This is a genomic window from Streptomyces sp. NBC_01571, assembly GCF_026339875.1.
Taxonomy (GTDB): Bacteria; Actinomycetota; Actinomycetes; order Streptomycetales; family Streptomycetaceae; genus Streptomyces.
This window is the reverse complement of record NZ_JAPEPZ010000001.1, coordinates 837833-863091: the sequence shown is the minus strand read 5'-3', so window position 1 is coordinate 863091 and position 25259 is coordinate 837833. Positions and strand designations below refer to the sequence as shown.

The 25259-nt window shown below is 71.1% G+C and carries 22 protein-coding genes; 15 read left to right on the top strand and 7 right to left on the bottom strand.

Going from position 1 to position 25259, the window contains the following annotated elements; all coding sequences use genetic code 11:
- Window positions 1–52: 52 nt before the first annotated feature.
- The 3 genes from OHB41_RS03920 to OHB41_RS03910 all read left to right on the top strand — a co-directional run bounded on the left by OHB41_RS03920 (window position 53) and on the right by OHB41_RS03910 (window position 3082).
- Window positions 53–940, top strand: coding sequence for a glycoside hydrolase family 19 protein (locus OHB41_RS03920; protein WP_266696543.1), 888 nt, complete (start codon window positions 53–55; stop codon window positions 938–940).
- Between the two features lie 380 nt (window positions 941–1320).
- Window positions 1321–2337 carry an ArsR/SmtB family transcription factor gene (locus OHB41_RS03915; protein WP_266696542.1) on the top strand — a complete coding sequence of 339 codons (1017 nt, stop codon included), beginning with the start codon at window positions 1321–1323 and terminating at the stop codon, window positions 2335–2337.
- A 19-nt stretch (window positions 2338–2356) separates the two neighbouring features.
- The gene (locus tag OHB41_RS03910; protein ID WP_266696541.1) at window positions 2357–3082 is read left to right on the top strand and encodes a ribonuclease H family protein; all 726 of its coding nucleotides are present in this window, start codon (window positions 2357–2359) and stop codon (window positions 3080–3082) included.
- 206 nt (window positions 3083–3288) lie between these two features.
- Here OHB41_RS03910 and melC2 read toward each other — a convergent pair whose 3' ends face one another.
- Window positions 3289–4113 (bottom strand): tyrosinase MelC2, encoded by an 825-nt coding sequence (gene melC2 / locus OHB41_RS03905; RefSeq protein WP_266696540.1) that lies wholly within the window; start codon window positions 4111–4113, stop codon window positions 3289–3291.
- 97 nt (window positions 4114–4210) lie between these two features.
- The gene (gene melC1, locus OHB41_RS03900; RefSeq protein WP_266696539.1) at window positions 4211–4585 is read right to left on the bottom strand and encodes an apotyrosinase chaperone MelC1; all 375 of its coding nucleotides are present in this window, start codon (window positions 4583–4585) and stop codon (window positions 4211–4213) included.
- 345 nt (window positions 4586–4930) lie between these two features.
- On the opposite strand from melC1, the gene OHB41_RS03895 reads away from it, so the two are divergent.
- The 3 genes from OHB41_RS03895 (at window position 4931) to OHB41_RS03885 (ending at window position 8277) form a co-directional block, all read left to right on the top strand.
- A complete protein-coding gene (locus tag OHB41_RS03895; protein WP_266696538.1) occupies window positions 4931–6133 on the top strand; it encodes an FAD-dependent monooxygenase in 1203 nt (400 codons plus the stop codon).
- 102 nt (window positions 6134–6235) lie between these two features.
- Entirely contained in the window at window positions 6236–7681 is a 1446-nt protein-coding gene (locus tag OHB41_RS03890; protein WP_266696537.1) for an MFS transporter, read from the top strand.
- Window positions 7678–8277 carry a TetR/AcrR family transcriptional regulator gene (locus tag OHB41_RS03885; protein WP_266696536.1) on the top strand — a complete coding sequence of 200 codons (600 nt, stop codon included), beginning with the start codon at window positions 7678–7680 and terminating at the stop codon, window positions 8275–8277. The genes OHB41_RS03890 and OHB41_RS03885 overlap by 4 nt, the downstream gene beginning before the upstream one ends.
- A gap of 61 nt (window positions 8278–8338) precedes the next feature.
- Here OHB41_RS03885 and OHB41_RS03880 read toward each other — a convergent pair whose 3' ends face one another.
- A complete protein-coding gene (locus tag OHB41_RS03880) occupies window positions 8339–8965 on the bottom strand; it encodes an alpha-ketoglutarate-dependent dioxygenase AlkB (protein WP_266696535.1) in 627 nt (208 codons plus the stop codon).
- 406 nt (window positions 8966–9371) lie between these two features.
- Here OHB41_RS03880 and OHB41_RS03875 point away from each other — a divergent pair, with 406 nt between their 5' ends.
- The 3 genes from OHB41_RS03875 to OHB41_RS03865 all read left to right on the top strand — a co-directional run bounded on the left by OHB41_RS03875 (window position 9372) and on the right by OHB41_RS03865 (window position 13618).
- On the top strand, window positions 9372–10451 hold the full coding sequence (locus OHB41_RS03875) for a tetratricopeptide repeat protein (RefSeq protein WP_266705632.1): 1080 nt from the start codon (window positions 9372–9374) through the stop codon (window positions 10449–10451).
- On the top strand, window positions 10448–11500 hold the full coding sequence (locus OHB41_RS03870) for a polyprenyl synthetase family protein (protein WP_266696534.1): 1053 nt from the start codon (window positions 10448–10450) through the stop codon (window positions 11498–11500). The genes OHB41_RS03875 and OHB41_RS03870 overlap by 4 nt, the downstream gene beginning before the upstream one ends.
- A gap of 333 nt (window positions 11501–11833) precedes the next feature.
- The gene (locus OHB41_RS03865) at window positions 11834–13618 is read left to right on the top strand and encodes a M4 family metallopeptidase (protein WP_266696533.1); all 1785 of its coding nucleotides are present in this window, start codon (window positions 11834–11836) and stop codon (window positions 13616–13618) included.
- Between the two features lie 54 nt (window positions 13619–13672).
- Here OHB41_RS03865 and OHB41_RS03860 read toward each other — a convergent pair whose 3' ends face one another.
- Both OHB41_RS03860 and OHB41_RS03855 read right to left on the bottom strand, forming a co-directional pair.
- A complete protein-coding gene (locus tag OHB41_RS03860) occupies window positions 13673–14350 on the bottom strand; it encodes an AIM24 family protein (protein WP_266696532.1) in 678 nt (225 codons plus the stop codon).
- A 114-nt stretch (window positions 14351–14464) separates the two neighbouring features.
- Window positions 14465–15028, bottom strand: a complete 564-nt coding sequence (locus OHB41_RS03855; RefSeq protein ID WP_266696531.1) for an NADPH-dependent FMN reductase — start codon at window positions 15026–15028, stop codon at window positions 14465–14467.
- A gap of 128 nt (window positions 15029–15156) precedes the next feature.
- Here OHB41_RS03855 and OHB41_RS03850 point away from each other — a divergent pair, with 128 nt between their 5' ends.
- Together OHB41_RS03850 and OHB41_RS03845 are read left to right on the top strand one after the other, a co-directional pair.
- Entirely contained in the window at window positions 15157–15864 is a 708-nt protein-coding gene (locus OHB41_RS03850; RefSeq protein WP_266696530.1) for a TetR/AcrR family transcriptional regulator, read from the top strand.
- Between the two features lie 37 nt (window positions 15865–15901).
- Window positions 15902–17020 (top strand): sulfite oxidase, encoded by a 1119-nt coding sequence (locus OHB41_RS03845; RefSeq protein ID WP_266696529.1) that lies wholly within the window; start codon window positions 15902–15904, stop codon window positions 17018–17020.
- Between the two features lie 49 nt (window positions 17021–17069).
- On the opposite strand, the gene OHB41_RS03840 is transcribed toward OHB41_RS03845, so the two are convergent.
- The gene (locus OHB41_RS03840; protein ID WP_356800300.1) at window positions 17070–18266 is read right to left on the bottom strand and encodes a glycoside hydrolase family 64 protein; all 1197 of its coding nucleotides are present in this window, start codon (window positions 18264–18266) and stop codon (window positions 17070–17072) included.
- Window positions 18267–18544: 278 nt separating this feature from the next.
- Between OHB41_RS03840 and OHB41_RS03835 the strand changes: the two genes are divergently transcribed.
- Complete coding sequence (locus OHB41_RS03835; protein ID WP_266696528.1) at window positions 18545–19183, top strand: hypothetical protein; 639 nt, start codon at window positions 18545–18547, stop codon at window positions 19181–19183.
- Window positions 19184–19285: 102 nt separating this feature from the next.
- Here the strand turns inward: OHB41_RS03835 and OHB41_RS03830 are convergent, their stop codons facing one another.
- Complete coding sequence (locus OHB41_RS03830; protein WP_266696527.1) at window positions 19286–21409, bottom strand: alpha-galactosidase; 2124 nt, start codon at window positions 21407–21409, stop codon at window positions 19286–19288.
- A gap of 182 nt (window positions 21410–21591) precedes the next feature.
- Here OHB41_RS03830 and OHB41_RS03825 point away from each other — a divergent pair, with 182 nt between their 5' ends.
- The 3 genes from OHB41_RS03825 (at window position 21592) to OHB41_RS03815 (ending at window position 25256) form a co-directional block, all read left to right on the top strand.
- Window positions 21592–22770 (top strand): ROK family transcriptional regulator, encoded by a 1179-nt coding sequence (locus OHB41_RS03825; protein ID WP_266696526.1) that lies wholly within the window; start codon window positions 21592–21594, stop codon window positions 22768–22770.
- A 171-nt stretch (window positions 22771–22941) separates the two neighbouring features.
- Window positions 22942–24255, top strand: a complete 1314-nt coding sequence (locus tag OHB41_RS03820; RefSeq protein WP_266696525.1) for an ABC transporter substrate-binding protein — start codon at window positions 22942–22944, stop codon at window positions 24253–24255.
- A 26-nt stretch (window positions 24256–24281) separates the two neighbouring features.
- Window positions 24282–25256: a carbohydrate ABC transporter permease gene (locus tag OHB41_RS03815; RefSeq protein ID WP_266696524.1), complete on the top strand. Its 975-nt coding sequence runs from the start codon at window positions 24282–24284 to the stop codon at window positions 25254–25256.
- The last annotated feature ends 3 nt before the right edge of the window (window positions 25257–25259 follow it).

Here is a 25259-nt window from a genome sequence, read left to right as displayed (position 1 = left end):
AGGCTCCGACCTTGCCTCCGGTGCGGCCTGGCACCGCAAAGGAACTGATCCCTTGTCGAAGCGCCGCCTCTCCGCCCTCCTGGCCGCCCTCGTGGTCGGAACCGCCGCACCGGTACTGCTGCCGGCAGCCGGCGCGTCCGCCGCGTCCTGTTCGAGCTATCCGAACTGGGTGGCCGGCACGTCGTACGTCACCGGCAACATCGTCCGCTACACCGACGGCAAGGCCTACATCGCCGAGCACGACAACCCGGGCTACGACCCCGTCATCAGCACCTGGTACTGGGAGCCCTACGCCTGTGACGGCGGCTCCACGAACCCCTCGGGCTTCGTCGTGAGCGAGGCGCAGTTCAACCAGATGTTCCCGAACCGGAACTCCTTCTACACCTACAACGGGCTCAAGGCCGCCCTGAGTTCCTACCCGGGCTTCGCCAACACCGGGAGCGACACCGTCAAGAAGCAGGAGGCCGCGGCCTTCCTCGCCAACGTCAACCACGAGACCGGCGGGCTGGTCTACGTGGTGGAGCAGAACACCGCCAACTACCCCCACTACTGCGACTGGAGCCAGCCCTACGGCTGCCCGGCAGGTCAGTCCGCCTACTACGGCCGCGGCCCGATCCAGCTCAGCTGGAACTTCAACTACAAGGCGGCGGGCGATGCGTTGGGCATCGATCTGCTCAACAATCCCAATCTCGTCCAGACCGACGCCTCCGTCGCCTGGAAGACGGGGCTCTGGTACTGGAACACGCAGTCGGGCCCCGGCACGATGACGCCGCACAACGCGATGGTCAACAGTGCCGGATTCGGCCAGACCATCCGCAGCATCAACGGCTCCCTGGAGTGCGACGGCAGGAACCCCGCGCAGGTACAGAGCCGTGTGGACGCCTACCAGCGGTTCGTACAGATCCTGGGCACCTCGGCGGGCGCCAACCTGTACTGCTGATCGACAACCGCGGGCCGGGCCGGCCGCTCCCCGGGGACGGCGTCGTCCCGGGGCGCGGCCGGCCCACCGCGTTCCGGGGTGGCACCGCAGGTCAGCACCCGGGTTCATACCCGGTGTCACCTCTGGCACGGCACCGTTCGAGCGGCCTCGTGATCGGCCTCGACCCCGCGTGGCCGGGGCGCACGCTCACGCGCCGCACGCTGGACGGTCGGCGTCGCGAGCCCTCGGCCCGCCCCGGAGAGAATGACGCGTTCTCTCCGGGGCGGGCCCGCCCCCTTCGGCCGGGGGCAACCATGCGCATGCGGTATTCGTCCCACCTTGTGGCTGTGCACGTCCGGGCGGCCGAACCCCCCACAGGCATGGCGAGCGAAAGAGACCGCATGCTCCGTATCCACTTCACGTCGTACGACCTCCAGAACATCCGAGTGGCCCGTCAACCCGATCCCCTGTGGGAACTGATGTGCAGCGTGTGCCGACTGGAGGCCGGCCAGGGACCACTGGAATTCGGACACTGGCGCCGCTCCGTCTCCCAACGGTTCGCCGGTGACTCGACCCTCGGCCGCGCGCTGCGCCCCTTACGGGCCCTGATTCCCTCGACCGGCTACATTCCGGACTTCCTCACCCCTCCGGTCACCGGTGGCGGACTGTCCGCGGGCCTCGACCAGCTGCTGCGCACCCCGCGCGTGCAACTGGTCCGTGAGATGTCCCGGCTGGCCGAGTCCCGCCCCCTCCCGACCTGGGCCGCCTCACTGGGCCGCCCGGGCGGCGACGCGCTCAAGTCGCTCGCGAACGCCCTGGGCATCTACTTCCGCGGCCTGCTCGAACCGCACTGGCCGCACATCCGCTCGGCGGTGGGCAACGATGTCGGGGTGCGCTCCCGCGCCCTGCTCGACGGCGGCACCCAGGCGCTGCTCGAGGGTCTGCGTCCGATGGCGCGCTGGAACGCTCCGGTGCTCGAGGTGAACTACCCGATCGAGCGGGACCTGTATCTGGAGGGCCGCGGACTGCTTCTCGTCCCCTCCTACTTCTGCTGGCGCCGGCCCACCGCCCTGGCGGACCCCGGTCTCGACCCCGTCCTCGTCTACCCGGTGGCGAAGGCACCCCTCGCCCTCGCGGACGGTACGGACGACGGGGTCGAACGCCTGCTGGGCCGCACCCGCGCCGCCGTGCTGACCGAGGTCGCGGGGCAGAGCGCCCGCACCACCTCCGAGGTCGCCGGGGCCGTGGGGATCGCGCTGCCCAGCGCCAGCTACCAGATCGGCGTACTGCGTGACGGGGGTCTCGTGGCCAGCCACCGCGACGGCAAGTACGTCCTGCACACGGCCACCCTGCTGGGCCTGCGGCTGCTCGGTAACAGCCCGCGGATCCGGCCGAGGGAGCCGCGCCCCGTGCGGTGAGCGGTCGCCGGGGCGTGGCATGATCGGTGCCATGCTTGAACGCGTTGTGGCCGCCTGTGACGGGGCTTCGAAGGGAAACCCGGGACCGGCCGGATGGGCGTGGGTCGTCGCCGACCACGAGGAGACGCCGACCCGCTGGGAGGCCGGTCCGCTGGGCAAGGCGACGAACAACGTCGCCGAACTCACCGCACTGGAGCGCCTGTTGACGGCGATGGCGCCGGAGGTCCCGCTCGAGATCCGGATGGACTCGCAGTACGCGATGAAGGCCGTCACGACGTGGTTGCCGGGCTGGAAGCGCAAGGGATGGAAGACGGCCTCCGGCAAGCCGGTCGCCAACCAGGAGCTCGTCGCGCGCATCGACGAACTCCTCGACGGCCGCACCGTGGAGTTCCGCTACGTCCCCGCCCACCAGGTCGACGGTGACCGGCTGAACGACTTCGCCGACCGGGCCGCGAGCCAGGCCGCCGTCGTCCAGCAGCCCGCGGGCAGCGACCTCGGCTCTCCGGAGCCTCCGGCGTCTCCCGACACCCCCGCCTCGGGCGCCGTCCGACGCCGCGCCCCGGCCAAGACGCCCCGGCAGGGCTCGGCGGCCGCACGGCAGGGCGCGTCGGCCCGTACGATCAAGGCCAAGTTCCCCGGACGCTGCGTCTGCGGCCGCTCGTACGCGGCGGGTGAGTCCATCGCCAAGAACGGTCAGGGCTGGGGGCACCCCGAGTGCCGTACGCCCGAGACGAGCGACGTCTAGAGCGACGTCCGGTACGCCGGCCAGGCCTCCAGGGCTCCAGGGCTCCAGGGCCCACGGTGACGCGCTGACCGCCGTTGGGACGAGCGTCGCGCACGACGGGCGACGCGCGGGACGGGCGATGCGGTGGCCCCGTCGTGCCAGGGGCCACCGCACCGTGCCCGGCGTCGGCAGGGGAGTGCCTCGGCCGGGAGCGCCGGTGCCTCGGGTCAGGCGACGTCGAACGTGTAGAACGCGGTGTGATCCAGCAGGTCCGAGGGCCGTACGTCGTTCCAGGGCTTCATCGTCTCGCCGAGGTCGACCACATCGGGCGTACCGGAGAGCGGCAGGTAACCGGAGTCGGGGTGGCGGTGCTGCCAGTCGGCCCAGAGCTTGTCTATGTAGGCGTGGTGGAGCCAGAACACCGGGTCGTTGGGGGAGACGCCGGTGGCCATCTGCCCGCCGACCCATACGTGCACCCGGTTGTGGAGGTTGACGCCGCGCCAGCCTTCGAGGTGGTTGCGGAAGCCGTCCGAGGCACTGTTCCACGGCGCCATGTCGTACGTGGCCATCCCGAGCACGGACTCCACCTCCGCACGGGTCGGCAGCTCCCGGACGCCGCTGCCGAGCGAACGCCTCAGGTACGTGCGGCTGTCGACGCGGACACCGATCGTCCAGTTGCCGGCGGAGGCCGCGAAGGGACCGTCCATGACCCGGCCGTCCAGGCTGCGGCCGGTGCCGCCGAGGAAGTCCGGGGCCCACAGGGAGGAGCGGGGCGAACGGTCGGTGCTCCAGTCCCAGTACGGCAGGGCGACCGAGGCGTCCACGGACTGCAGGGCCCGTTCGAACTCCAGCAGGAATCTGCGGTGCCAGGGGAGGAACGACGGCGAACGGTGACCTGTCCGTTCACCGCTGTCCGTGTCGCCCATGATGAAGGCGTTGTGCGTGGTGACGAAGGCGTCGTACCGGCCACTGCGCTTGAGCTGGAGGAGCGCGTCGACGAAGCGCCGCTTCTCGTCGGCGGAGAGGTTCGCCTGGTTCTTGCGTACGGTCATGTGCGGGACTCCACGGTCTGCTGTGCGGTGCTGACGTGCTGCTGGCGTCGCTGTTCGCGGGTGCGGGTGCGGGTGCGGGTGCGGTTGCCGGGTGGGTTCAGGCGAGGGGGACGAGAGGCGCCCCTTGCAGCTCCACGACCGCGGCGCGGGCCGCGGCACGCGGGGTGGCCACCGGGTCGTAGTGGCTGACGACGCTGATCCAGCTGCCGTCCGCGTTCTGCATCACGTGCAGTTCCATCCCGTCGATGAACACGCCGTACCCGGCGCCGTGATGGTGGCCGCCGCCCCCGGCGCGGCCTTCGATCCGGCGGCCCCGGTAGACCTCGTCGAAGGGTTCGGGCCCGTCGTGGTGTCCGGCGGCGGACGCCGAGGCCGAGGCCGTGGCCGAGGTGGCGGTGAGTGCCTGGCCACCGGCCACGGCGGCGAGGGCGGCCGCGGCCCCGAGCGCACGGCGACGAGTGAGTTCCGGCATGCGGATTCCTCCTGGGATCAGCTCTGTTGATGACCCGACATGCCTATCGGTTCGTAGGAGAGGGGGAGAAATCGCCGAATGTCGGTTGGCTGCGATCCGGACAATTGATGTGATGTCGTCCAAGGTTGAACGAAGATGATCTTGCTGTCGAGGCCCTCGCGGTCGACCGGAAGCGGGAATTCCTCCTGTCGGCCCGTGCGCCGTCGGCGATCTTCCCGGGCCGCCGAGTGTCGAGTGGCGCGGCTCACCCCCTCAAGCTGGCGTGAACCGTGAGGCGGGCCCCCTGGATGCCCCTGCTACTCTTCGTGTCCAATTGACCGCTCTGTGTGACATATGGGAGTGCGCGTGAAGATCGCGTGCGTCGGCGGTGGACCGGCCGGCCTCTACTTCTCGATCCTGATGAAACGCCAGGACCCGTCCCACGACATCACCGTCCACGAACGCAACCCGGCCGGGTCGACCTACGGCTGGGGGGTGACGTACTGGGCGGCCCTGCTCGACAAGCTCCACGAGGGCGACCCCGAGTCCGCGCGCGCCGTCCGGGCGAACTCGGTCCGCTGGAGCGACGGGGTCGCCCACATCGGCGGCGAGACGACGGTGCACCACGGCGACGAGGGGTTCGGGATCGGTCGCCGACTGCTGCTCGACCTGCTCGCGGAGCGGGCGCGATCCCTGGGGGTGCGCATCGAGTACGAGCACGAGATCACCGCCGACCGGATGCCCGAGGCCGATCTCGTCGTCGCCTGCGACGGAGTCAACAGCGCGCTGCGCGAAGCCCATGCCGGCCACTTCGGCAGCGACGTCGCCCTCGGCCGCAACACCTACATCTGGCTCGGCACCACCAAGGTCTTCGACTCCTTCACCTTCGGCTTCGTGGAGACGGAGCACGGCTGGATCTGGTGCTACGCCTACCGGTTCGGCGAGGACCTCAGCACCTGCGTCGTCGAGTGCTCACCGGAGACCTGGACCGGCCTCGGTCTCGACCGGACCGGCGAGGCCGACGGTCTCGCCCTGCTGGAGAAGATCTTCGCCGACCTCCTCGACGGGCACGGCCTGATCGGGCGGGAGCACGCCGACGGCAGCGCCCAGTGGCTGAACTTCCGCACCCTGACCAACCGCACCTGGCATCGCGGCAACCTCGTCCTGCTCGGCGACGCCGCCCACACCACGCACTACTCGATCGGTGCCGGCACCACGCTCGCGCTGGAGGACGCCATCGCCCTGGCCGGAGCCCTGGGCGAGCATCGGGAACTGTCCGCGGCCCTGACCCGCTACGAACAGGAGCGCAGGTCCGCGCTCCTGTCGGTCCAGAGCGCCGCCCGGCACAGTGCCCAGTGGTACGAGAACCTGCCACGGTACGTCCGCCTCCCGGCGGCGCAGATGTTCGCCCTGCTCGGCCAGCGGCACTCTCCGCTGCTCCCGTACGTCCCGCCCCAGCTGTACTACCGGATCGACCGCGCGGCCGGGCGGCTGGAGGCGCTGCGCCGGTTCAAACGCTGGCTGGGACCGCGCGTGGCGCGCACGGTGCAGGCCCGCTCGCGCCGGTAGCCGCCCGCCGGGAGACGAACGCGCGTTGAGTGAATAATGATTCACCCATTATGGTGAATTACTATTCACCTGCTTTTCCGCGCCTCTACTCCTGGAGTGTTCATGGCGGCACTGCGTGACCGGCTGACCGTGCCGGTCCTCGCCCTCGGCGGGAGCCTCATGGCCGTCATGCAGGTGGTGGTGGTGCCACTGCTCCCCGACCTGCCCCGGCTGACGGGCGCGTCGGCGGGCGCGGTGTCCTGGATGGTGACGGCGACGCTGCTGACCGGAGCCGTCCTGAACCCCGTACTGGGGCGCGCCGGCGACATGTACGGCAAGAAGCGCGTCCTGCTGATCGCCCTCGGGATGATGACGGTCGGCTCGCTGATGTGCGCGCTCACGTCCGACATCCGGGTGCTCATCGTGGCGCGCGCCCTGCAGGGTGCGGCGGCCGCCGTCGTGCCGTTGTCGATCAGCCTCCTGAGGGACGAACTGCCGCCCGAGCGCACGGGTTCCGCGGTCGCGCTGATGAGCTCCACCGTGGGGATCGGCGCCGCCCTCGGGCTGCCGCTCGCCGCGATGGTGGTCCAGTACGCCAACTGGCACGTCATGTTCTGGGGGACGACCGCCCTCGGCGCCCTCGGCACCGTGCTGGCCTGGTGGGCGGTGCGCGAGTCGCCCGTCCGCGAACCGGGCCGCTTCGACAGTGTCGGCGCGCTGGGCCTGGCCGTGGGACTCACCTGCCTGCTGATGGGCGTGTCGCAGGGCGGACAGTGGGGCTGGACCAGCCCCACGATCCTGGGCCTGTTCGCCGGCGGCGTCTGTGTCCTCGCCCTCTGGTGGACGCAGCAGCTGCGCGCCGAACGGCCGCTGGTCGACCTGAAGCTGGCCACCAGCCCCAAGGTCGCCCTGACCCACATAGCCGCGCTCCTCACCGGATTCGCCTTCTACGCCAACTCCCTGGTGACGGCGCAGCTGGTGCAGGCGCCCAAGGCGACCGGTTACGGGCTGGGCCTGTCCATCGTCGCGACGGGCGTGTGCCTGCTGCCCGGCGGGGTGACCATGCTGCTGCTCTCCCCGGTGTCGGCCCGCGTCTCGGCCGCCCGTGGCGCCCGGGTGACGCTGGCGATAGGGACCGTGATCATCGCCTTCGGCTACGGCATCCGCATCCTCGACAGCCGCGATCTGTGGGTGGTCGTCCTGGGGTCCGCGGTCTGCGCGACGGGCACGACCTTCGCCTACTCCGCACTGCCCACCCTGATCCTGCGGGCCGTCCCCGCCGGGCAGACCGCCTCCGCCAACGGCGTCAACGTGCTCATGCGCACCATCGGCCAGGCCGTGAGCAGTGCCGCTGTGGCCGCGATCCTCGTCCACCACACGAGCCTGATCGGCGGCGCTCCCATCCCGACCCTGCACGGCTATCTGCTGGCCTTCGCCATGGCCGGTACGGTCGCCCTGGTGGCCTGTGCCGCCTCCCTCGCCATCCCCGCGGACCCTCCGTCCCACGGCACCCGTCGGACCCCGGGCAGTACGGAGGCGTCCAGGGACGGGGCACTGGAAGGAGCGTGAGCGCCGTGTCCGTCCCGACTCCCGGACCTTCGGGGGCCCCGGGTGCCGTCCAGCGCCGTGACGCCGAGGCCACGAAGGCGGCGATCCTGCGCGCGGCCCGTCACCTCATGGCACGTCACGCGCACACGGACATCACCCTCAAGGCGGTCGCCGACCGGGCCGGTGTGAGCGCGCCGTTGATCCTCAAGTACTTCGGGAACAAGGACGCGCTGTTCGCGCGGGTGATGTCGTTCGAGACGGACGCCGCCGCCCTGCTGGACGCGCCGCTCGAAGACCTCGGCCGGCACATGGTCCGCCATCTGCTGATCGGCCAGACAGAACGCGGCGCCGACCCCATCCTGCGGATCGTCTTCGCCCCGCTCCAGGGCGAGCAGGGCGACATACTGCGCGCCAACTTCCGTACGCAGGTCAGCGATCACCTGGCCGTGCGCCTCGCCGGCCCCGACGCCGGCCTGCGCGCCGAACTCGCCGTCGGCACCCTGCTGGGACTCGGCGTGATGTACGGCATCGCGCGCGGCTCCCGGCTGCGGGCGACCGCGGTCGAGGACATCGTGGAACGGTACGGCCCGACGGTGCAGGCGCTGCTGACGCCGTAGGGCCGCTGCCGCCGCAGGGCCGCTTCCGGTTCCCGTGCGGGAGCCGGAAGCGGGCGCGGTCTCAGTTCACCCCCCGCGGGCGGAACTGGACGCTGATCCGTGGTCCGGCCGCGCGTGCCGTCTTGGGTACGGCGTGCTCCCAGGTCCGCTGGCAGGAGCCGCCCATCACGATGAGGTCGCCGTGGCCGAGGGGGCGGCGCACGGTGTCCCCGCCGTGGCGCGGGCGCAGCAGCAGGTCGCGTGGGGCGCCCACGGAGAGGATCGCGACCATGGTGTCCTCCCGCGCGCCCCGGCCGATCCGGTCCCCGTGCCAGGCCACGCTGTCCCGGCCGTCCCGGTAGTAGCACAGGCCCGCGGTGGTGAACGACTCGCCGAGCTCGTCGGCGTAGTGAGCCGACAGCGCGGCCCGGGCCTCGTCGAGGATCGGGTGGGGCAGCGCGTCGCCCGCCCCGTAGTACGAGAGCAGCCGCGGCACGTCCACCACGTGCTCGTACATCTGCCTGCGCTCCGCGCGCCACGGCACTTCGGCGACGAGCCGCTCGAAGAGCGCGTCGGCCCCGCCGAGCCACCCGGGCAGCAGGTCGATCCAGGCCCCGGCGCCCAGTGCGGTCCGGTGCGTTCCGTTCAGCGGAGCGAGGTGGAGCTCGTCGGTCTGGTCGAAGAGCGAGCCCTGGAGATGCGTGGACATGCGTCCAGCGTACTCCGGAATCGAATGTGCGTTCCATTGTGCGGTTTCATGGCACCGGTCGGACCTCCGTCCCGGCCTGCGCAGGGGCCGTGCGGACGGTGTGCTTCCTGCCCCCTGCGCCGTCCGCAACGAGGCTCGGCCGCACCCGGTTCGTTCTTCTTTCCGGCCGCAGGCAACCTTGCCCGCGCGGGCGCCGTCTTGATCGACGACGGGTAGGCGGCGCGCCGACCGCGGTGGGCCGGGGATTTCACGAGTGGAGAACCGGTCCACTATACGCTCGGCGTATACACCGTGTGTATACGTAACGGCTGCAGCCAAGGCACCGCGCGCCGCCGCCCCCCACACTCCGTCCCACCAGGCGGCCGGGCAGAGGCCGGGCCCACCGGTGGCAGACCGAAAGGCATTCATGTACGGCAAGGCCTTCGCCCCCGAGTACCAGGGCGCTCTGACCACCCTGTCCGTGAACTCATCGCTGACCGATGTACTGGCCGCGGGCACCGAGCAGTTGCGTGCGGCGGAGCGCGCGGGATCCCCCGCCGAAGCGGCCCGCTCGGGTCTCGCGGTCGCCGAGGCGCACCGCAGGCTCGGGCAGGTCGCGGACGCCGACCGGGCGTGGAAGGCGAGCTATCGCACCGCCCGCGAGGCCGGGGACACCGGCGCCATGGCGTGGGCGCTGTGGAGCGGCGGCACACTGGCCCGGCAGCGCGGCGCCTTCCCGCTGGCGTGGCGGCTGCTGCGGCTGGCCGCCGAACTCGGCGGCCGGGCAGGGGATGTGGTCGTGCGCGGCTACTCCCTGGCGGGGCTGGCCGAGACGGGGCGCATCCAGGGCGACTACGCCGCCGTGACCACCCTGCACGAACAGCTCCTCGCCGAGGCCCGGGTGCGCGGCGAGGCCCGTCACACCGTGTGGGCGCTGGAGGGCATCGCGCAGATACACCGCAACACCGGCGCCTACGACACCGCGTACGCGCTGTTCGAGGAGGCGGCGGGGATCGCCGCCGGCGCCGAGGACAGGCGCGGCCATGCCTGGGCCCTGCGCGGCCTCGCGGACATCGTCTCCGTACGCGACCGCGACCCGGACCGGGCGCTGGAGCTGCTGAGCGAGGCGGAGGTCTCCTGCCGCGCGATGAACCTGTCCGGCGCCCTCGCCTACAACCACAAGATGCGCGGCAACGTGCTCTACCGGGCGGGGCGTCACGACGAGGCCCGGGACGTCTACGCACAGGCGCTGGCGGAGTTCGAGGCGATGAGTGAGCCGCGTGGACAGGCCCTTTCCCGGCTCGGACTGGTCAAGTCGCTGGCCCGCCTCGGCCGCGACCGCGCCGAGACGGAGGCGGAACTCACCGAACTCGCCGGGGCGTTGGAGCGCATCGGTCTGCGGCACGCCCGGGAGATGGTCGAGCGGGCGCGGACGGAACTCGGCTGTACGACCGGACCGGCGGCGGCCGCGGACGAGGCCGGCGCGGACGAGGCGGCCGCCGAATGACGCACTCCACGACCCTGCAGTCGCCGCCCGCCGCGCCGGAGATCCTCGACCGCTGCCGGGAACTGGTCGCCCCGGCCCTCGCGGACGCGATCGGTGGACTGCATCCCTGGGTGGGCGAGATGGCCGGTTACGCGCTGGGGCGCTGCGAGGTCGGTGGCGCGCCGGCGGCCCACCGCCAGGGCAAGGGCGTACGACAGGCGCTCGCCGTCCTCGGGGCGGAGGCGGTCGGGGGCTCCGCCGAGACGGGCGTGCCGGGAGCGGTCGCCGTGGAACTGGTGCACACCTTCTCGCTGTTGCACGACGACATCATGGACGGCGACGCGCTGCGCCGCGGGCGCCCCGCGGTGTGGAAGGCGTACGGCACCGGACCAGCCGTCCTCGCGGGAGACGCGCTGTTCGCGCTGGCCGTGGACACCCTGACGGCGGCGCCCTCGACCCCGCGTTCGGGGGCGGCCGTACGGCAGTTGACCACCGCACTGCGCGACCTGGTCCGGGGACAGGCGGACGACCTGCTGTTCGCCCGGCGTCCGTGGACGGGGCCCGACGCGGTAGGGGTGCGGGAGTACGAGGTGATGGCCGAGCACAAGACCGGGGCCCTGCTCGGGTGCGCGCTGGCCGTCGGAGCCCAACTCGCCGGGGCGCCGGGGGAGACGGCCGCCGCGCTCGACCGCGCCGGGCGCCATCTCGGGGTGGCCTTCCAGATCGCCGACGACCTGCTGGGCATCTGGGGCGACCCGTCCGTCACCGGCAAGCCGGTCCACGGCGATCTGCGGCAGGGCAAGAAGACCCTCCCGGTCCTCACCGCCCTCGCCGCTCCGGGGCAGCGCGCGCTCGCCGAACTCCTCGCCGCCCAGGACGTCCTGGACGACGCCGCCCTGCGCCGGGCGGCGAGCCTCGTAGAACAGGCCGGCGGTCGTTCGACGGCGCTGCGCGAGGCGCGCCGGCACCTCGCCGCGGCGGACACCCTCCTGGCGGGCGCGTCGCTGGCTCCGCGCCCCGCCGGGGATCTGCGCACAGTGCTCTCCTCGCTCGCCCACCGCGCGATCTGACACCTGGTCGCCTCCGGCTCCGCCCGCCGCGGGCGGAGCCGGAGGCGCTGCGATGTCGGTCACATGTGCCGGTCGGCGCCTCTCGCGAGGCAACCGTTCCCCGCTTTGGCCCATCTGTTCGGGAGACGCACGGTTGGTCACGCTCCGGTCACCGAGAAGTGAACATTCGTAAAGAGATCACCTCGAAGTTCGTGAAAGGGATCTTCTTCCTTTACATGGACATGGTGAATCGGTGAGGGTTTCGCCACGGGGCCCGACAGTCCCCACGGCGTTCAACTCCGCCGTGTGCCAGGGCGGTTGGCGATGCCTGCCGCCCCTGTTCGAAGGAACTCAGTGCGTAGACCCCACATACGCCGCACGGCGATCGCCGTCGTGGTGACGACGGCCGTCACGCTCCCGGCGGGCCCCGCCTTCGCGGCGGCCGCGGACTCACCCGCCCACCCGGCGACTTCGGCATCCTCGCCGGTCGACGTGGCCCGGGCCGCCGCCTTCGCCCACGCGTCGGCCACCGGGGTCGGCCCCGGTGACACCCTGCGGGCCACGGACGTCATGACGGACCCGGACGGCAAGCGGCACGTCCGTTTCGTCCGCAGTCATCAGGGTCTCCCGGTGCTCGGCGGCGACCTCGTGATCCATCTCGGCGGGCAGTCCGCCTATCTCGGCGTGACCCGGGCCGCCGACCACAGCGTCAAGCCGTCCACCACGGAGGCGAAGCTCACGGCGGGGCAGGCCGAGCGGAAGGCCGCCGCGGCCGCCGGGGGCGACGCGGGCACCGCTCAACTGGTCGTGGACGCCCGGGACGGCGCCGCCGCCCTCGCCTATCAGGTGCGGGTGTCGGACGCCGGCACCGCGTCGGCCGGCGGTTCCCGCACGGTCGTCGTGGACGCGCGGACCGGCCGGATCCGCAGCAACAACCCCGACAGCGACGAGTTCATCTCGCCGTCCCTGCGGGAGAAGCTGCGCGAGCGGGGCGAGACGGTGAACCCCGCGACGGGCGTGGCCGCGCAGCCGACCAGCCTCTTCGCGGCGACCGCGGCAGGGGCGGTCCACTACCCGGTCACCGCCACCGGCAGCGGCGCGTCCCTCTTCGCCGGAAAGGTGACGCTGACCACCACCCGTACCGCGCGCACCAGTTACCTCCTCAAGGACCCCACTCGGTGGAACACCGAGACCCGGGACGCAGGCGGCCATGAGCTGGAATCCTTCGCGCGGGGCAAGAAGTTCACCAGCACCACCGACAAGTGGGGCACCGGCACGACCGCCGACCGGGCCACCGTCGCGGTCGACGCGCAGTACGGCGTGACCAAGACGCTGGACTTCTACAAGAAGACCTTCGGCCGCAAGGGCATCAAGAACAACGGCACCGGCGCCCGCGCGATGGTCCACTTCGGCAGGAAGGTCGGCAACGCCTTCTGGGACTCGACGTGCGGCTGCATGCTGTACGGCGACGGTGACGGCGCCATGTTCAAGAAGCCGCTGGTCGTCCTCGACGTCACCGGACACGAACTGACCCACGGCGTCGTCGACGCCACCGCCGCCCTCGAACCCACCCGGGTGGACCGCGACGGCAACCAGTACGGCGAACCGGGCGCCCTCAACGAGTCGCTCGCCGACATCTTCGGCTCGAACGTCGAGTTCACCGCGAACAACCCGAAGAACCCGCCGAACTACCTCATGGGCGAGAAGTTGGGTCTCGCCCAGAAGTTCCTGCGCCGTCTCGACCACCCTTCCCTGGACAAGCTGGAGGGCACCATCGACTACTGGTCGCCGGCCGCCTACGACGCCGAGGTCCACGCGGGCTCCGGTGTCTCCTCGCACGCCTACTACCTGCTCGCCGAGGGCAGCGGCCGCAAGACGATCGGCACCGTGAAGTACGAGTCGCCGACGTACGACGGTTCGTCGGTGACCGGAATCGGCCGGGCCAAGGCCACCGCGATCTTCTATCGCGCGCTGACCCGTTACATGGTGTCCACGACCGACTTCCACGACGCGCGGACCGCCACGCTCAAGGCCGCCGCCGACATGTACGGCGCGACCGGTGCGGAGTACCGGGCGGTGGACAGGGCGTGGGCCGCCGTCGACGTGACGACCGCCAACACCCCCGCCGCCAGGCACTGACGGAGCAAGGGAAGGGGCCCGGCCGCCCGGCGGGGCCCCTGCACCGTCCAGGTCTCAGTGCTGCTGCGCCTTCTGCGGTGTCACCTCGCTGGGGCGCACGACGACCACGCCCTCGCCCTCCAGCTTCAGCTGGACGGCCTCGCCGGAGCCGCCCCGGATCATCGAGCCGATGGACTGCGACCGGTGCAGCGAGGTGTGCAGATGGGCGGTCCAGCCGACGACCGCGTCCGTGTCGACGAACACCGGCTGCTGCGGGGAGACGGGAATGACCAGCGGGTTCCCGTCGCAGATCAGTCCCAGTCGGCCGTGCCCGGTGAACACGCTGTTGAAGAGGCCGCCGCCGGTGATGCCCGCACCCTTCACGGTCTTTATCTCGTACGACAGCGTGGAGTCGAAGCACAGGACGTTGCGGCCGTTGACGGTGAAGACGTCGCCCGGCTCGATGTCGACGATGAAGCAGTTCTGCGCCTCGTGCGCGAACCAGGCCTCGCCCTGCCCGCGCACGGTCATCAGCGGGAGTCCCTCGCCGGTGACCGCGCGCTTGAGCATGCCCCCCACGCCCTGGCCCTTGCGCTCGAACTGCAGGTTGCCCCGGTAGGCGATCATCGCCCCCTGGCGCGCGAGCATGTCACCGTTGACGGCGTACTTGATCGACTTGGCGTTCTGGACGGTCATGCCCGGCGCGACGGCGGGCTGCACCATGTGGTCACTGGAGAAAAGATCACCCTTCATGCGGGCATCTTGGCCCGGAGGGTTCCGTTCCGCCAAGATCGTGGACAGGCCCGCCGGCCGGGGACGCGCGAAGGGCCGGCCCGGCGCTGCCGGACCGGCCCCTCGGGCGGGTCGTCAGGCGGCGTCGGCGGTGGCTACCGCGGCGGTGACGTGTTCGATGACCCCGGCGAGCTGGCCGGCGACCTCGGCGTCGTCGACCGGGTGGGTCTCGGCGAAGCGGATCACGGAGCCGGGAACCGAGAGCTTGACGTCCTCCAGGACGGTGGCTCCGGCGATGCCCAGGGCCTTGCGGGCCTCGTCCTGCGCCCACACGCCGCCGAACTGGCCGTAAGCGGTGCCGATCACGGCGACCGGCTTGCCGGTGAAGGCGCTGGCGCCGTAGGGGCGGGACAGCCAGTCGATGGCGTTCTTCAGCACGGCCGTGATCGTGCCGTTGTACTCCGGGGAGAAGAGCAGGAAGGCGTCGGCGCGGGCCGCGGCCTCGCGCAGCGTCACGGCGGCGGCCGGGACACCGCCTTCGACGTCGAGGTCCTCGTTGTAGAAGGGGACCTCGGCGAGGCCCTCGAACAGCTCGATCTCCGTGCCCTCGGGGGCGAGCTTGACCGCCGCCTCCGCGAGCTGACGGTTGTGCGAGCCGGCGCGCAGGCTGCCGACGAGCGCGAGGATACGTACGGACATGGGTGACTCCCGGGGACGAAACAATGCCGTAATGAACCGGACCGAGGTCCGCTTATTGGTCTGTTCAAGGTTGTATCACTCAAGCGGACCGGGGTCCAGTTGTCCCCGGTTGCCGTTACGCTGTGTTCATGTCCACCCCGCTGCCGCCCTTCCCGAAGGGACCGGAACCCGCCATCGAGCCCGTGCTGCTGGAGCTGACTTCCGGGCCCGGGGGCCCGCAACTGCGCGCCGACGCGGCGCGCAACCGCGCCCGACTGCTGGAAGCGGCGGCCCGCCTGGTGGAGGAGCGCGGGGTCACCAATGTCACGATGGAGGCCGTCGCCACTGCCGCGTCCGTGGGCAAGGGGACCGTCTTCCGGCGCTTCGGCGACCGCACCGGCCTTCTGATGGCCCTGCTCGACCACACCGAGCAGCAGTTCCAGGCCGCCTTCTTCGCAGGCCCCCCGCCGCTGGGCCCCGGAGCCTCACCGGTGGACCGACTCCACGCCTTCGGCTGCGGGGCGCTCCGCCAGACCCGCGACCGGCTTGATCTGTACATCGCCGCCGAACCGGACGCCTCCCGCCGCTTCAACTCCGCTCCGTACCGCGTGCGCTTCACGCACGTCGCCATGCTGCTGCGCGAGGCCGTCCCGGCCGCGGACAGCGAACTGCTCGCGCAGACGCTCATGGGCTATCTCGAACCCGCGCTGATCCTCCATCTGACCCGGCAGCGCGGGATGACGGTGGAGCGACTGGAGTCGGGCTGGCACGATCTGGTGGAGCGGAGCACCCGCCCGGTGCCGTCGCGGGCCGAGTCCGGTCCTTCGCGTCCGCCGGAGGTGACGGGCCGGGCATGACCTGGCCCCACCCGGCGTCCGGGCGGAGAATACGGGCATGGGACATCACCTTGACGAGGTGAGCGGACCCGCGAGGGTGGCCGGCCCCGGTGAGGACATCAGCCGGCAGGAGCTGGCTCTCGCCGCCCGGAACCACGGGCTGCCCCTGGAGGCCCTGCGCTATGACGTCACCCCGCCCGGCCTGCACTACGTACTGACGCACTACGACATCCCGTACGCCGAGGGCTCCCCCTGGCAGCTCTCGGTCGGCGGGCGGGTACGGAGGCCGCGGGTGCTCGGGCCGGCCGAGCTGACCTCGTATCCCGCCGTCACCCAACGAGTGACCATGGAGTGCGAGGGCAACGGACGGGCGCTGCTGACCCCCCGGCCGGTGAGCCAGCCGTGGCTGGTCGAGGCGGTGGGCACGGCCGAGTGGACGGGCGTGCCGCTGCGGGTGCTGCTGACCGAGGCCGGGGTGGGAGCCGGTGCCGTGGACGTGGTGTTCACCGGCGCCGACCACGGGGTCGAGTGCGGGGTGGAGCAGGACTACCAGCGGGCGCTGCCCGTGGCCGCGGCCCTGGGGGACGACCCCGAGGTGCTGGTGGCGTACCGCATGAACGGCGCCCCGCTGCCGCCGCAGCACGGGTTTCCGCTGCGGCTGGTCGTACCCGGCTGGTACGGGATGGCGCAGGTGAAGTGGCTGCGCGGGATCACGGTGATCGACATACCGTTCGAGGGCTTCCAGCAGATGGCGGCTCACCGGCTGCGCCAGGACGCCGGGGAGGTGGGGGAGCCGGTCTCCCGGATCGCCCCGCGGGCCCTGCTGGTTCCGCCCGGCTTTCCCGACTTCATGTCCCGGGCCCGGGTGGTCCGGGAGGGAGCCGTGCCGCTGGAGGGGCGGGCCTGGTCGGGGTGGGCGCCGGTGACCGGCGTGGAGGTGAGTACGGACGGGGGCCGGGAGTGGCGGGAGGCGGACCTGGAACCGGCCGGCGGCCACCGCTGGGCCTGGCGGCACTGGTGGTTCGCCTGGGCGGCCACGCCGGGCCGGCACACGCTGAGCGCGCGGGCCACCGACGCCGAGGGCAACACACAGCCACTGCGGCAGACTTGGAACCGCGGCGGGTTCGCCAACAACCTCGTCCAGGACGTGCCCGTCCTGTGCGTGGAGCAGGACTGAACTCCCGGGCGGCCGGCGGCTCGTGGGCCACCGGCCGCCCGGAGCGCGGTCAGTTGAACGGATCCAGCGTCAGGTACCCCTGTTGGGGGTTGCCGTCGTGGACGAGCGACTCGTAGTTGCCGACGTCGTCGAAGGCGAACGCGTAAGCCTTGCCGTCGGCCATCTGCGCATGGATCTTGCGGGCGTACTGGTTGGTCACCGTGTCCTGGTAGAAGCCGGACGAACCGGTGTCGGGCTGGTTGGGATTGGTCAGCAGCGTGGAGCGGTTGAAGCCCGCGCAGAGGGTGCGTGAGATGGGGCCGCGCACCTGGTCGTTGGGGGCGTCGAGGCGCTTGTAACAGCCGAAGATGCTGTCGGAGTCCGGCTTCTGGAAGCTGGTGACGACCGCTCCGGCGCTGTTGGTGAAGTTCATGACGTCGCCGGAGACGCGCCCGAAGTACTTCGTGTTCGGCTGGTCGCCGAACGGAGTCACCGTGAGCGTCGACGAACTGTACTTCTGCCACACGCGGTTGACGTAGTCGTCCATGACGGTCGCGGGGAGCGCGCCCGACTCGATGCCGTGGCCCGGGGCGAGAGCCCGCAGGACGGTGCCGTCGGAACGGGTCTGGATCAGGTTCGCCCAGCCGCCCGGCTGCCCCCGAAGGGCGTTGAAGAACCCGGTGTAGCCGCCGGCCTTGAGGTGACCGGTGGTCTTCGTGCTCCCGTCGGCGAGCTGGACCCCCACGGCGTAGGGGGACGAGAACATGTCGACCTGGGTGCTGTTGATCCACAGCCCCGAGTCGTTGAGCGTGTACTCGGACCAGTTGAAGAGGATGTTGCGGTTGGGGTCGCTCGGGTTCTGCACGGCCGGCTGAACCAGACCGCCGGTGGTCAGCCGGAAGTCGAGCTTCTGGCCGTAGGAGAAGTAGATCCGGCCGGAGAACTTGGGGATGCGGATCGTCTTCGACTGGCCGTTCGCCGGTCCGGGGATCGACGCGTCCGGGGCGGGCGTCGGCGGATTGCCCCCCGCGGGCCACGCGTGGAAGGTGCCGTTCGCGTCGGCCCAGCCCTGCTGTCCCGTCGACAGCAGGGTGCCGAGATCGTAGAGGTAGACGGCGTCGCCGCGCCCCGAGTTGTTGGTGACCTTCAGCGGGATCGTCTCCGGGACGGCCGCTTCGGCCCCGGACGGCGCTCCGAATGTCAACAGCGCCGCGGTGAGGGTGGCCGCGGCCACCGCCAAGGCCCGCCATGTGCGCTTTCTGGGCACTCTCTTCCTCCTTGACGTGGGGGTTCCAACGAGGTGGATCGGTGCGGACGGAAGTCGTCCGGATTCTCTGAGAGCGCTCTCAGAATTGCGTCGGGTGGAGTACATGTCAACGATTCACGCAGAACTGGTCTGGTCCAGTCGCAGACGGACGGGCCCCGGACCTCCGGTGGGCGGAGCACCCCAACGGGTCAGCACCGATCGCGGACGCGGAGGCGGCCACCGAGCATGGAAAAGGCCCGTGGACCGGGTTCCGGACCAGCAGGAAGAGGACGAGCTTCATGAGCAGACGCACCTACGGGGACCCACGACGGAACGGCCGAATCCATCCGGCCGCGGCCCTCCTGGCCACTTTGACCTGCGGCGCCGCGCTCGTCTCGTGCGGCTCGGACAGCGGCGACGGCAGCGGTGCCGCCTCCGCGAGCGCCCGCCCCACGGCGCCGGTCACGTCCTCGTTCTCCGGCAGCGCGCCGTCCGCCATGGCGTCGGCCGCCTCCTCGGCCGTGGCGTCCGCCCAGTCCTCGGCCTCGGCCGCGGCCTCGTCCCTGTCCGCCGCGGCGTCGGAGTTCGCGGCGTCCGTCTCGGCCGACACGGCCCGCGCGAGCGCGGCGGCGGAGGCCGAGCTGAAGAAGGTGAAGGGCGGCGGGAACGCGAGGTCCGAGGTCGCGATGACCGGCCTGCCCAGGGAGCAGACCGGCGGGCTGCTCGCGGTGCTCGTGAGCATCACCAACAAGACGGACAAGAAGGCGTCGTACGCCGTTCAGGTCGACTTCGAGGACGCGAAGGGCAAGGTCGTCGAGACCCGGTTCGTGGGCGCGGAGAACCTCGGACCGGGCAAGCGCGCCCAGCCCGTCGCCATCAGCAGACAGCCCACCACGCCCCAGCTCACCCCGCGCCTGACGAAGGCCCAGCGGTACTGACCGGGCACACGGGCCGCCGCTCCCGCGCTCTCCGGCCCCGCCGGTGATCCAGCCCGGATCCGTTTGCGAACGGGGCGGGATCACCGGCTCGGCACTGCCGGCTCAGGCCTCCCGGACCAGGTGCACCGTCGTGCTCGACCAGTCGCCCACCGGCAGATCGAGAACGAGTCCGTACTCCCCGAGCACGGTCGAGTGGTGCACGGCGCCGGTGCGCGCGTCGCGGTAGCGGGCCGAGGGGGCCAGGCCGCGCAGCCGGACCGGCGGATTCGGGCTGCCGTGCCGCGCCACCCGGCGATACGCCAGCAGCAGCGTCTCCGAGGCGTCCGCGGCGGTGTACTGCAGCACGGCGACGGAGTCCTCCGCGGGCGGCGCGAGCCGGTCCAGCGCGCCGTGCTGCACCAGGTGGCGCACCTTCTTGTACTCGGCCACCAGGGCCGCACCTTCCCGCAGTTCGTCCTCGGACCAGCGGGTGAGGTCACCGCCGACGCCCAGCGCCCCGGCCATCGCGACATGGAAGCGGAAACGCAGCGGGACCGTACGGCCGGTGAGCTGGTTGGGCACGTCCGTCACCCACGCGCCCATGGTGCGCGCGGGGTAGACCTGGCCGTATCCGTGCTGGATCCACATCCGGTCGGCGGCGTCGGTGTTGTCCGAGGCCCACGCCTGGTCCGTACGGGCGAGAATGCCCAGGTCGACCCGCCCGCCCCCGCCGCTGCACGACTCGATCCGCAGCGCCGGATGATCCGCGCGCAGCCGGTCGAGAACACCGTAGAGATTGCGCACGTACTGCGGTCCGAGGCGGTCCGTGCCGTCCTGCTGCCCGGGCCAGCCCGCCTCGCTGAACGCGCGGTTCATGTCCCACTTGAGGAAGTCGATGCCGTGGTCGCCGACCAGCCGGGTCAGCCACGTGTAGGCCCAGTCGGCGACCTCGCGGCGGGCGAAGTTGAGGACCAGTTGGTTGCGCAGCTCGGAGCGGGGCCGGCCGGGGAAGTGCAGAACCCAGTCGGGGTGCCGGCGGTACAGGTCACTGTCCGGGTTCACCATCTCGGGCTCCACCCAGAGGCCGAACCGCATCCCGAGACCGTGCACCGCGCGGACCAGGGGCGCGAGCCCGTCCGGGAACCGGTCGGTCGCCGGCGTCCAGTCGCCCAGTCCCGCGTGGTCGCTGCGGCGCGCCCCGAACCACCCGTCGTCGACGACGTACAGCTCCACCCCGAGCGCCGCGGCCCGTTCGGCCAGTGCCTTCTGTCCGACCTCGTCGACGTCGAAGCCGGTCGCCTCCCAGGAGTTGTAGAGCACCGGCGCGTCCTCCCGCGCGTGCGGCAGCACATGCGTCAGGACGTACGCGTGCCACGCACGGCTGGCGGCGCCGAAGCCGCCGTCGGTGCACAGGCCCGCGAACGGGGGAGCGGTGAACTCCTCGCCCGGCGCGAGCGGCACGGTCGTACCGTCCTGGCCGAGGCCACCGGTGAATCCGGCCCGTCCGTCAGGGGTGCGCTGCACGGTGATCCGCCAACTCCCGCTCCACGCGAGGGCGGCGCTCCACACCCGGCCGTGGTCCTCCGTCGCCTCGCCCGAGTCGAGCATCACCCAAGGGTTCGCGTGATGGCTGGTGATCCCGCGGCGGCTGGTCAACACCGTTTCACCGTGGGCCAGTCGGTCCCGGTGGAGCCGGCTCTCGGCGGACCACTGGCCCGTGACATGGGCGATCCGGTAGTCCCGCAGCAGCGGCAGGGCCCACGCGGCCGAGTCGGCCCGCAGCAGGGTGACCGGCTCGTCACCCAGGTTGCGCACGACGGTCCAGCGCTCGATGACGTCCGTGTCGTCGCGCACCCGGTAGTGGAGCTCCACCCGCAGGGGGTAGCGGCGGTCACGGAACGACAGGGTCAGCTCGCCCTCGCCCTCGCCCTCGCGTACGTCGTGGCCCGGCGGCTGCCACTCGAAGGCACGGGACCCGTCCTCGAACCGGACCTGCAGGGACGGCGGTCCGTAACGCGTCCCGCCGTCGACGGGGAGTTCCTCCCCGACCCCGGGTCTGCCCTCGAAGCTGCTGGCCGCGACGGCCGGGGGAACGGCGGCGATCCGCTCGGCCTCTTCGAGGGTCAGCCGCGGGCCCCACGCGACGTGGCACGGCGTCCCGGTCTCGTCGACCCGCAGCGCGTACGAGGTGCGCGGGGTGGAGAGCAGCCAGACCCCGGTGTCCGGGGCGAAGGAGATCGGCGACATGGGTCCTCACGTTCAGACGGTGCCACGTACGAGACGAGCGAAAGCCAACCCCGACCATGGATCACGTGTCAATGCCCCATCCAGGTTTTGCATTCGCAGGTCACAGGCACCTCCTCAAGCATCCTCAGGCGAATCCTGTTTCTTTCATTGACAGCAGAAAATAATGACCCTAGGTTCCGGCCATGCGCTCGACCTCTCCCCCCGAGGCGTTCCCGGCCCATACGCCGGCCGCTTCCCAGATCTTCACCACCGTGCTGTCCCACGGCCCGCTCACGCGGTCGGAGATAGCGGGGCGGACCCGGCTGTCGGCCGCGGCGGTCACCAAGGCGGTCCGTCCCCTCATCGAGGCGGGCTATCTGCTCGAGGACGTCGCCGAGGACGCGCGGCAGCCCGCTCTCGGACGGCCCGCCAACCCGGTGCGGGTCGACGGAGGAAGGGCCCTGTTCATCGGGATCAAGGTCACGGGCGACGAACTCATCGCCGTCCTGACCGACCTGTGCTGCCGCATCAGGGTCGCCCGGCACGTCTCGCTCACGTCCCGGGCGCCCGGGACGGTGCTGGCCTCGACCGCGGCGCTCGTCCAGGAGCTGCTGACGGAGGCGGACGGCTTCGGGGTGCGGGTCCAGGGCATCGGCATCGCCGTCTCCGGCGACGTGGACCGCTCGGCCGGAGTGGTGCGCTACTCGCCGTTCCTGGAATGGCGCGACGTGCCGCTCGCCGAACTGGCCGGGATGACCACCGGACTTCCGGTCACCGTGGACAACGACGTACGGGCCCTGACCGTGGCCGAGCAGTGGTTCGGCGCCGGCGTGGGTCTGTCCGACTTCGCCGTGGTGACCGTCGGCGCGGGCATCGGCTGCGGCCTGGTCGTGCACGGTCAGGTGGTCGCGGGAGCCCACGGCGTGGCCGGTGAGATCGGGCATGTCGCCATCGACCCGGCCGGTCCGCTCTGCCACTGCGGCAACCGCGGCTGCGTCGAGGCGATCGCCTCCGACTCGGCGATCGTCGCCCAGGTCCGGGAGGCGACGGGTGTGCGGGTGGCCGACGCCGCCGCGGCGCTGGACCTGGCCCACGACGGCGACCCCGGAGCGCGCAAGGTGTACGCCCGCGCGGGCGAGGCGATCGGTCGCGGCATCGCGACCGTGGCCAATCTCCTCGGTCCCGAGCGTGTGATCATCTCCGGCGAAGGACTCGCCGCGTACGACCTGTTCGCCGAACAGATCCGCGACGCGTTCGGTGCGGCCGCCTTCGGGTCGGCCGCGATGTGCGACGTACAGACCCGCCCGCTGCCCTTCGAGGAGTGGGCGCGCGGGGCCGCGGCCACCGCGATCCAGTCCTTCATCACATCGGAAGCGCACTGAGGACGGAGAGCGCACCGAGGACCAGCACCGTACGCGCCGTCCCCCGCATCAGCCACGCACCCGCACCGACCACGCACCCGCATCGGCCACGAAATCGCATCAGGCCCCGACCGTTCGATCGCAGACACGCACCGAAGATCAACCACGTACTGACACGCATGAGGAGCGACGATGACGCAGCAGAGCCGCAATCCCCTGGCTGCGCGTGACCCCGGCCGGCGCAGAGTAGTCGGCGGGCTGTTCGGACTCGGCGCCGCCGCACTGGCCGCGCCCGTACTGACCGCGTGCGGCGAGGGAGCGGGGGCCGACCCGAAGACGGTCACCTTCGGCTCCAACGGCGCCGACGCCACCCCCAAGTCCGCCTACGCCGCCCTGACCAAGGCGTTCGGCAAGGACAGCGGCCTGACGGTGAAGACGAACACCGTCGACCACGACACCTTCCAGAAGAGCATCTCCACCTATCTGCAGGGCACCCCGGACGACGTCTTCACGTGGTTCGCCGGATACCGCATGCAGTACTTCGCCAAGAAGAAGCTCTGCACGCCGCTCGACGACGTGTGGGACAAGATAGGCGCCGGCTTCAGCGACGCGACCAAGCAGCTCTCCCGCGGCGAGGACGGGAAGTACTACTTCGTTCCGCTGTACAACTACCCGTGGGCGGTCTTCTACCGCAAGAGCCTCTTCAAGGAACGCGGCTACCAAGTCCCGCAGAAGTGGAGCGAGTTCGTCGCGCTCGCCAAGCGCATGAAGCGGGACGGCCTGTCCCCGATCGCCTCCGGATACGGCGGCGGCGACAGCTGGAGCATCCTCGGCGCCTTCGACTACCTGAACCTGCGCACCAACGGCTACGACTTCCACATGTCGCTGATGCGCGGCAAGGTCTCCTGGACCGACCCGCGTGCCGTCGCCACCCTCGACCACTGGCGCGAACTCACGCCCTACTACCAGCAGGGCGCGGGCGGCCGCTCCTGGCAGGACGCCGCACAGTCGCTGCTCGACAAGAAGTCGGGCATGGCCGTCATCGGGCTCTTCCTCGGCCAGCAGATCACCGACGAGGCGATCCGCGCCGACATCGACTTCTTCCCCTTCCCCGAGATCGACTCCGCCCACGGCCAGGACGCCGTCGAGGCCCCCACCGACGGCTTCATGCTCAGCCGCAGGCCCAAGAACGCGGACGGCGCCAAGAAGTTCCTGGAGTTCCTCGGGGGTGCCCACGCCGAGGAGCTGTACATGGGTGTCGACCCGAGCAACCTCGCCGTCAACGAGCAGGCGAACACCGGCTCGTACAACGCGCTCCAGAAGAAGTCCGCGGAACTCATCGCCTCCGCCAAGCACATCAGCCAGTTCGCGGACCGCGACAGCGACCCCGGATTCATCTCCACCGTCGTGCTCCCCGGCCTGACGCAGTGGCTCGGCCACCCCGACGACGGCTCGGGAATGCTGAAGAAGATCGAATCCCAGCGCTCGCGATTCTTCACGGCCTGACCAGGACCGGAAAGGTCTCCCGCACCGTGTCCTCCACCCCCGTCGCGCCCGCGGCACCCGTCACGCCCGACGTGCCGCCACGTCCCCGCACGCGTCGCCCCACGCGTCCTCGCCGTCTCGGCCCCGGCGACCGGCTCTTCCTGACCGTCGCCATCGGCATCCCGCTCGCCGCCCTGCTCTTCTTCGTCTGGCTGCCCGCGCTGGCCTCCCTGGGGCTGTCCTTCACCACCTGGGACGGCATCGACCTCGCCGACATCCACTGGATCGGCCTGGACAACTACCAGCAGATCTTCACCAACTACCCGCCGTTCTGGCCCGCGGTGCGGCACAACGTCATCTGGCTGCTGTTCACGGCCCTGCTGCCGACACCGTTCGGCATCTTCCTCGCCTACCAGCTCGACCGGAAGATCCGTTTCACCAGGATCTACCAGACCGCGATCTTCCTGCCGATGGTCCTCTCCCTGGCCGTCGTCGGCTTCATCTGGGAGATCATCTACAACCCGGACACCGGACTCCTGAACGGCCTTCTGAGCGCGGCCGGTTCGAGTCACCACATCGACTGGCTCGGCAACGCCGACCTCAACCTGTGGGCCGTCCTCGTCGCCTCGGGCTGGCGGCACACCGGCTACATCATGATCCTCTACCTGGCCGGCCTGAAGGGCTTCGACCCGGCGCTCAAGGAGGCCGCAGCACTCGACGGCGCCAACGGCCGTCAGACCTTCCTGCGGGTGGTGTTCCCCGCCATGAAACCGGTCAACATCATCATCCTGGTCGTCACGGTCATGGAGTCCCTGCGGGCCTTCGACATCGTCTACGTCCTCGGCGGCGGCGTCGGCAGCAAACCCGGCATGGAACTGCTCTCCCTGCTCATCACCGACAACATCATCGGTGAGTCCAGCCACATCGGTTACGGCTCCGCCCTCGCGGTCGTGCTGCTCCTGGTCTCCCTCGCCGCCATCGGGACCTTCCTCGTCCAGACCTTCCGCAAGGAGGACCAGTGACCA

Coding starts and splice junctions, on each gene's coding strand:
- OHB41_RS03915 (WP_266696542.1), top strand. CDS start 1,321: ATGCTCCGTATCCACTTCACGTCGTACGACCTCCAGAACATCCGAGTG.
- OHB41_RS03910 (WP_266696541.1), top strand. CDS start 2,357: ATGATCGGTGCCATGCTTGAACGCGTTGTGGCCGCCTGTGACGGGGCT.
- melC2 (WP_266696540.1), bottom strand. CDS start 4,113: ATGACCGTACGCAAGAACCAGGCGAACCTCTCCGCCGACGAGAAGCGG.
- melC1 (WP_266696539.1), bottom strand. CDS start 4,585: ATGCCGGAACTCACTCGTCGCCGTGCGCTCGGGGCCGCGGCCGCCCTC.
- OHB41_RS03890 (WP_266696537.1), top strand. CDS start 6,236: ATGGCGGCACTGCGTGACCGGCTGACCGTGCCGGTCCTCGCCCTCGGC.
- OHB41_RS03880 (WP_266696535.1), bottom strand. CDS start 8,965: ATGTCCACGCATCTCCAGGGCTCGCTCTTCGACCAGACCGACGAGCTC.
- OHB41_RS03875 (WP_266705632.1), top strand. CDS start 9,372: ATGTACGGCAAGGCCTTCGCCCCCGAGTACCAGGGCGCTCTGACCACC.
- OHB41_RS03870 (WP_266696534.1), top strand. CDS start 10,448: ATGACGCACTCCACGACCCTGCAGTCGCCGCCCGCCGCGCCGGAGATC.
- OHB41_RS03860 (WP_266696532.1), bottom strand. CDS start 14,350: ATGAAGGGTGATCTTTTCTCCAGTGACCACATGGTGCAGCCCGCCGTC.
- OHB41_RS03855 (WP_266696531.1), bottom strand. CDS start 15,028: ATGTCCGTACGTATCCTCGCGCTCGTCGGCAGCCTGCGCGCCGGCTCG.
- OHB41_RS03850 (WP_266696530.1), top strand. CDS start 15,157: ATGTCCACCCCGCTGCCGCCCTTCCCGAAGGGACCGGAACCCGCCATC.
- OHB41_RS03845 (WP_266696529.1), top strand. CDS start 15,902: ATGGGACATCACCTTGACGAGGTGAGCGGACCCGCGAGGGTGGCCGGC.
- OHB41_RS03835 (WP_266696528.1), top strand. CDS start 18,545: ATGAGCAGACGCACCTACGGGGACCCACGACGGAACGGCCGAATCCAT.
- OHB41_RS03830 (WP_266696527.1), bottom strand. CDS start 21,409: ATGTCGCCGATCTCCTTCGCCCCGGACACCGGGGTCTGGCTGCTCTCC.
- OHB41_RS03825 (WP_266696526.1), top strand. CDS start 21,592: ATGCGCTCGACCTCTCCCCCCGAGGCGTTCCCGGCCCATACGCCGGCC.
- OHB41_RS03820 (WP_266696525.1), top strand. CDS start 22,942: ATGACGCAGCAGAGCCGCAATCCCCTGGCTGCGCGTGACCCCGGCCGG.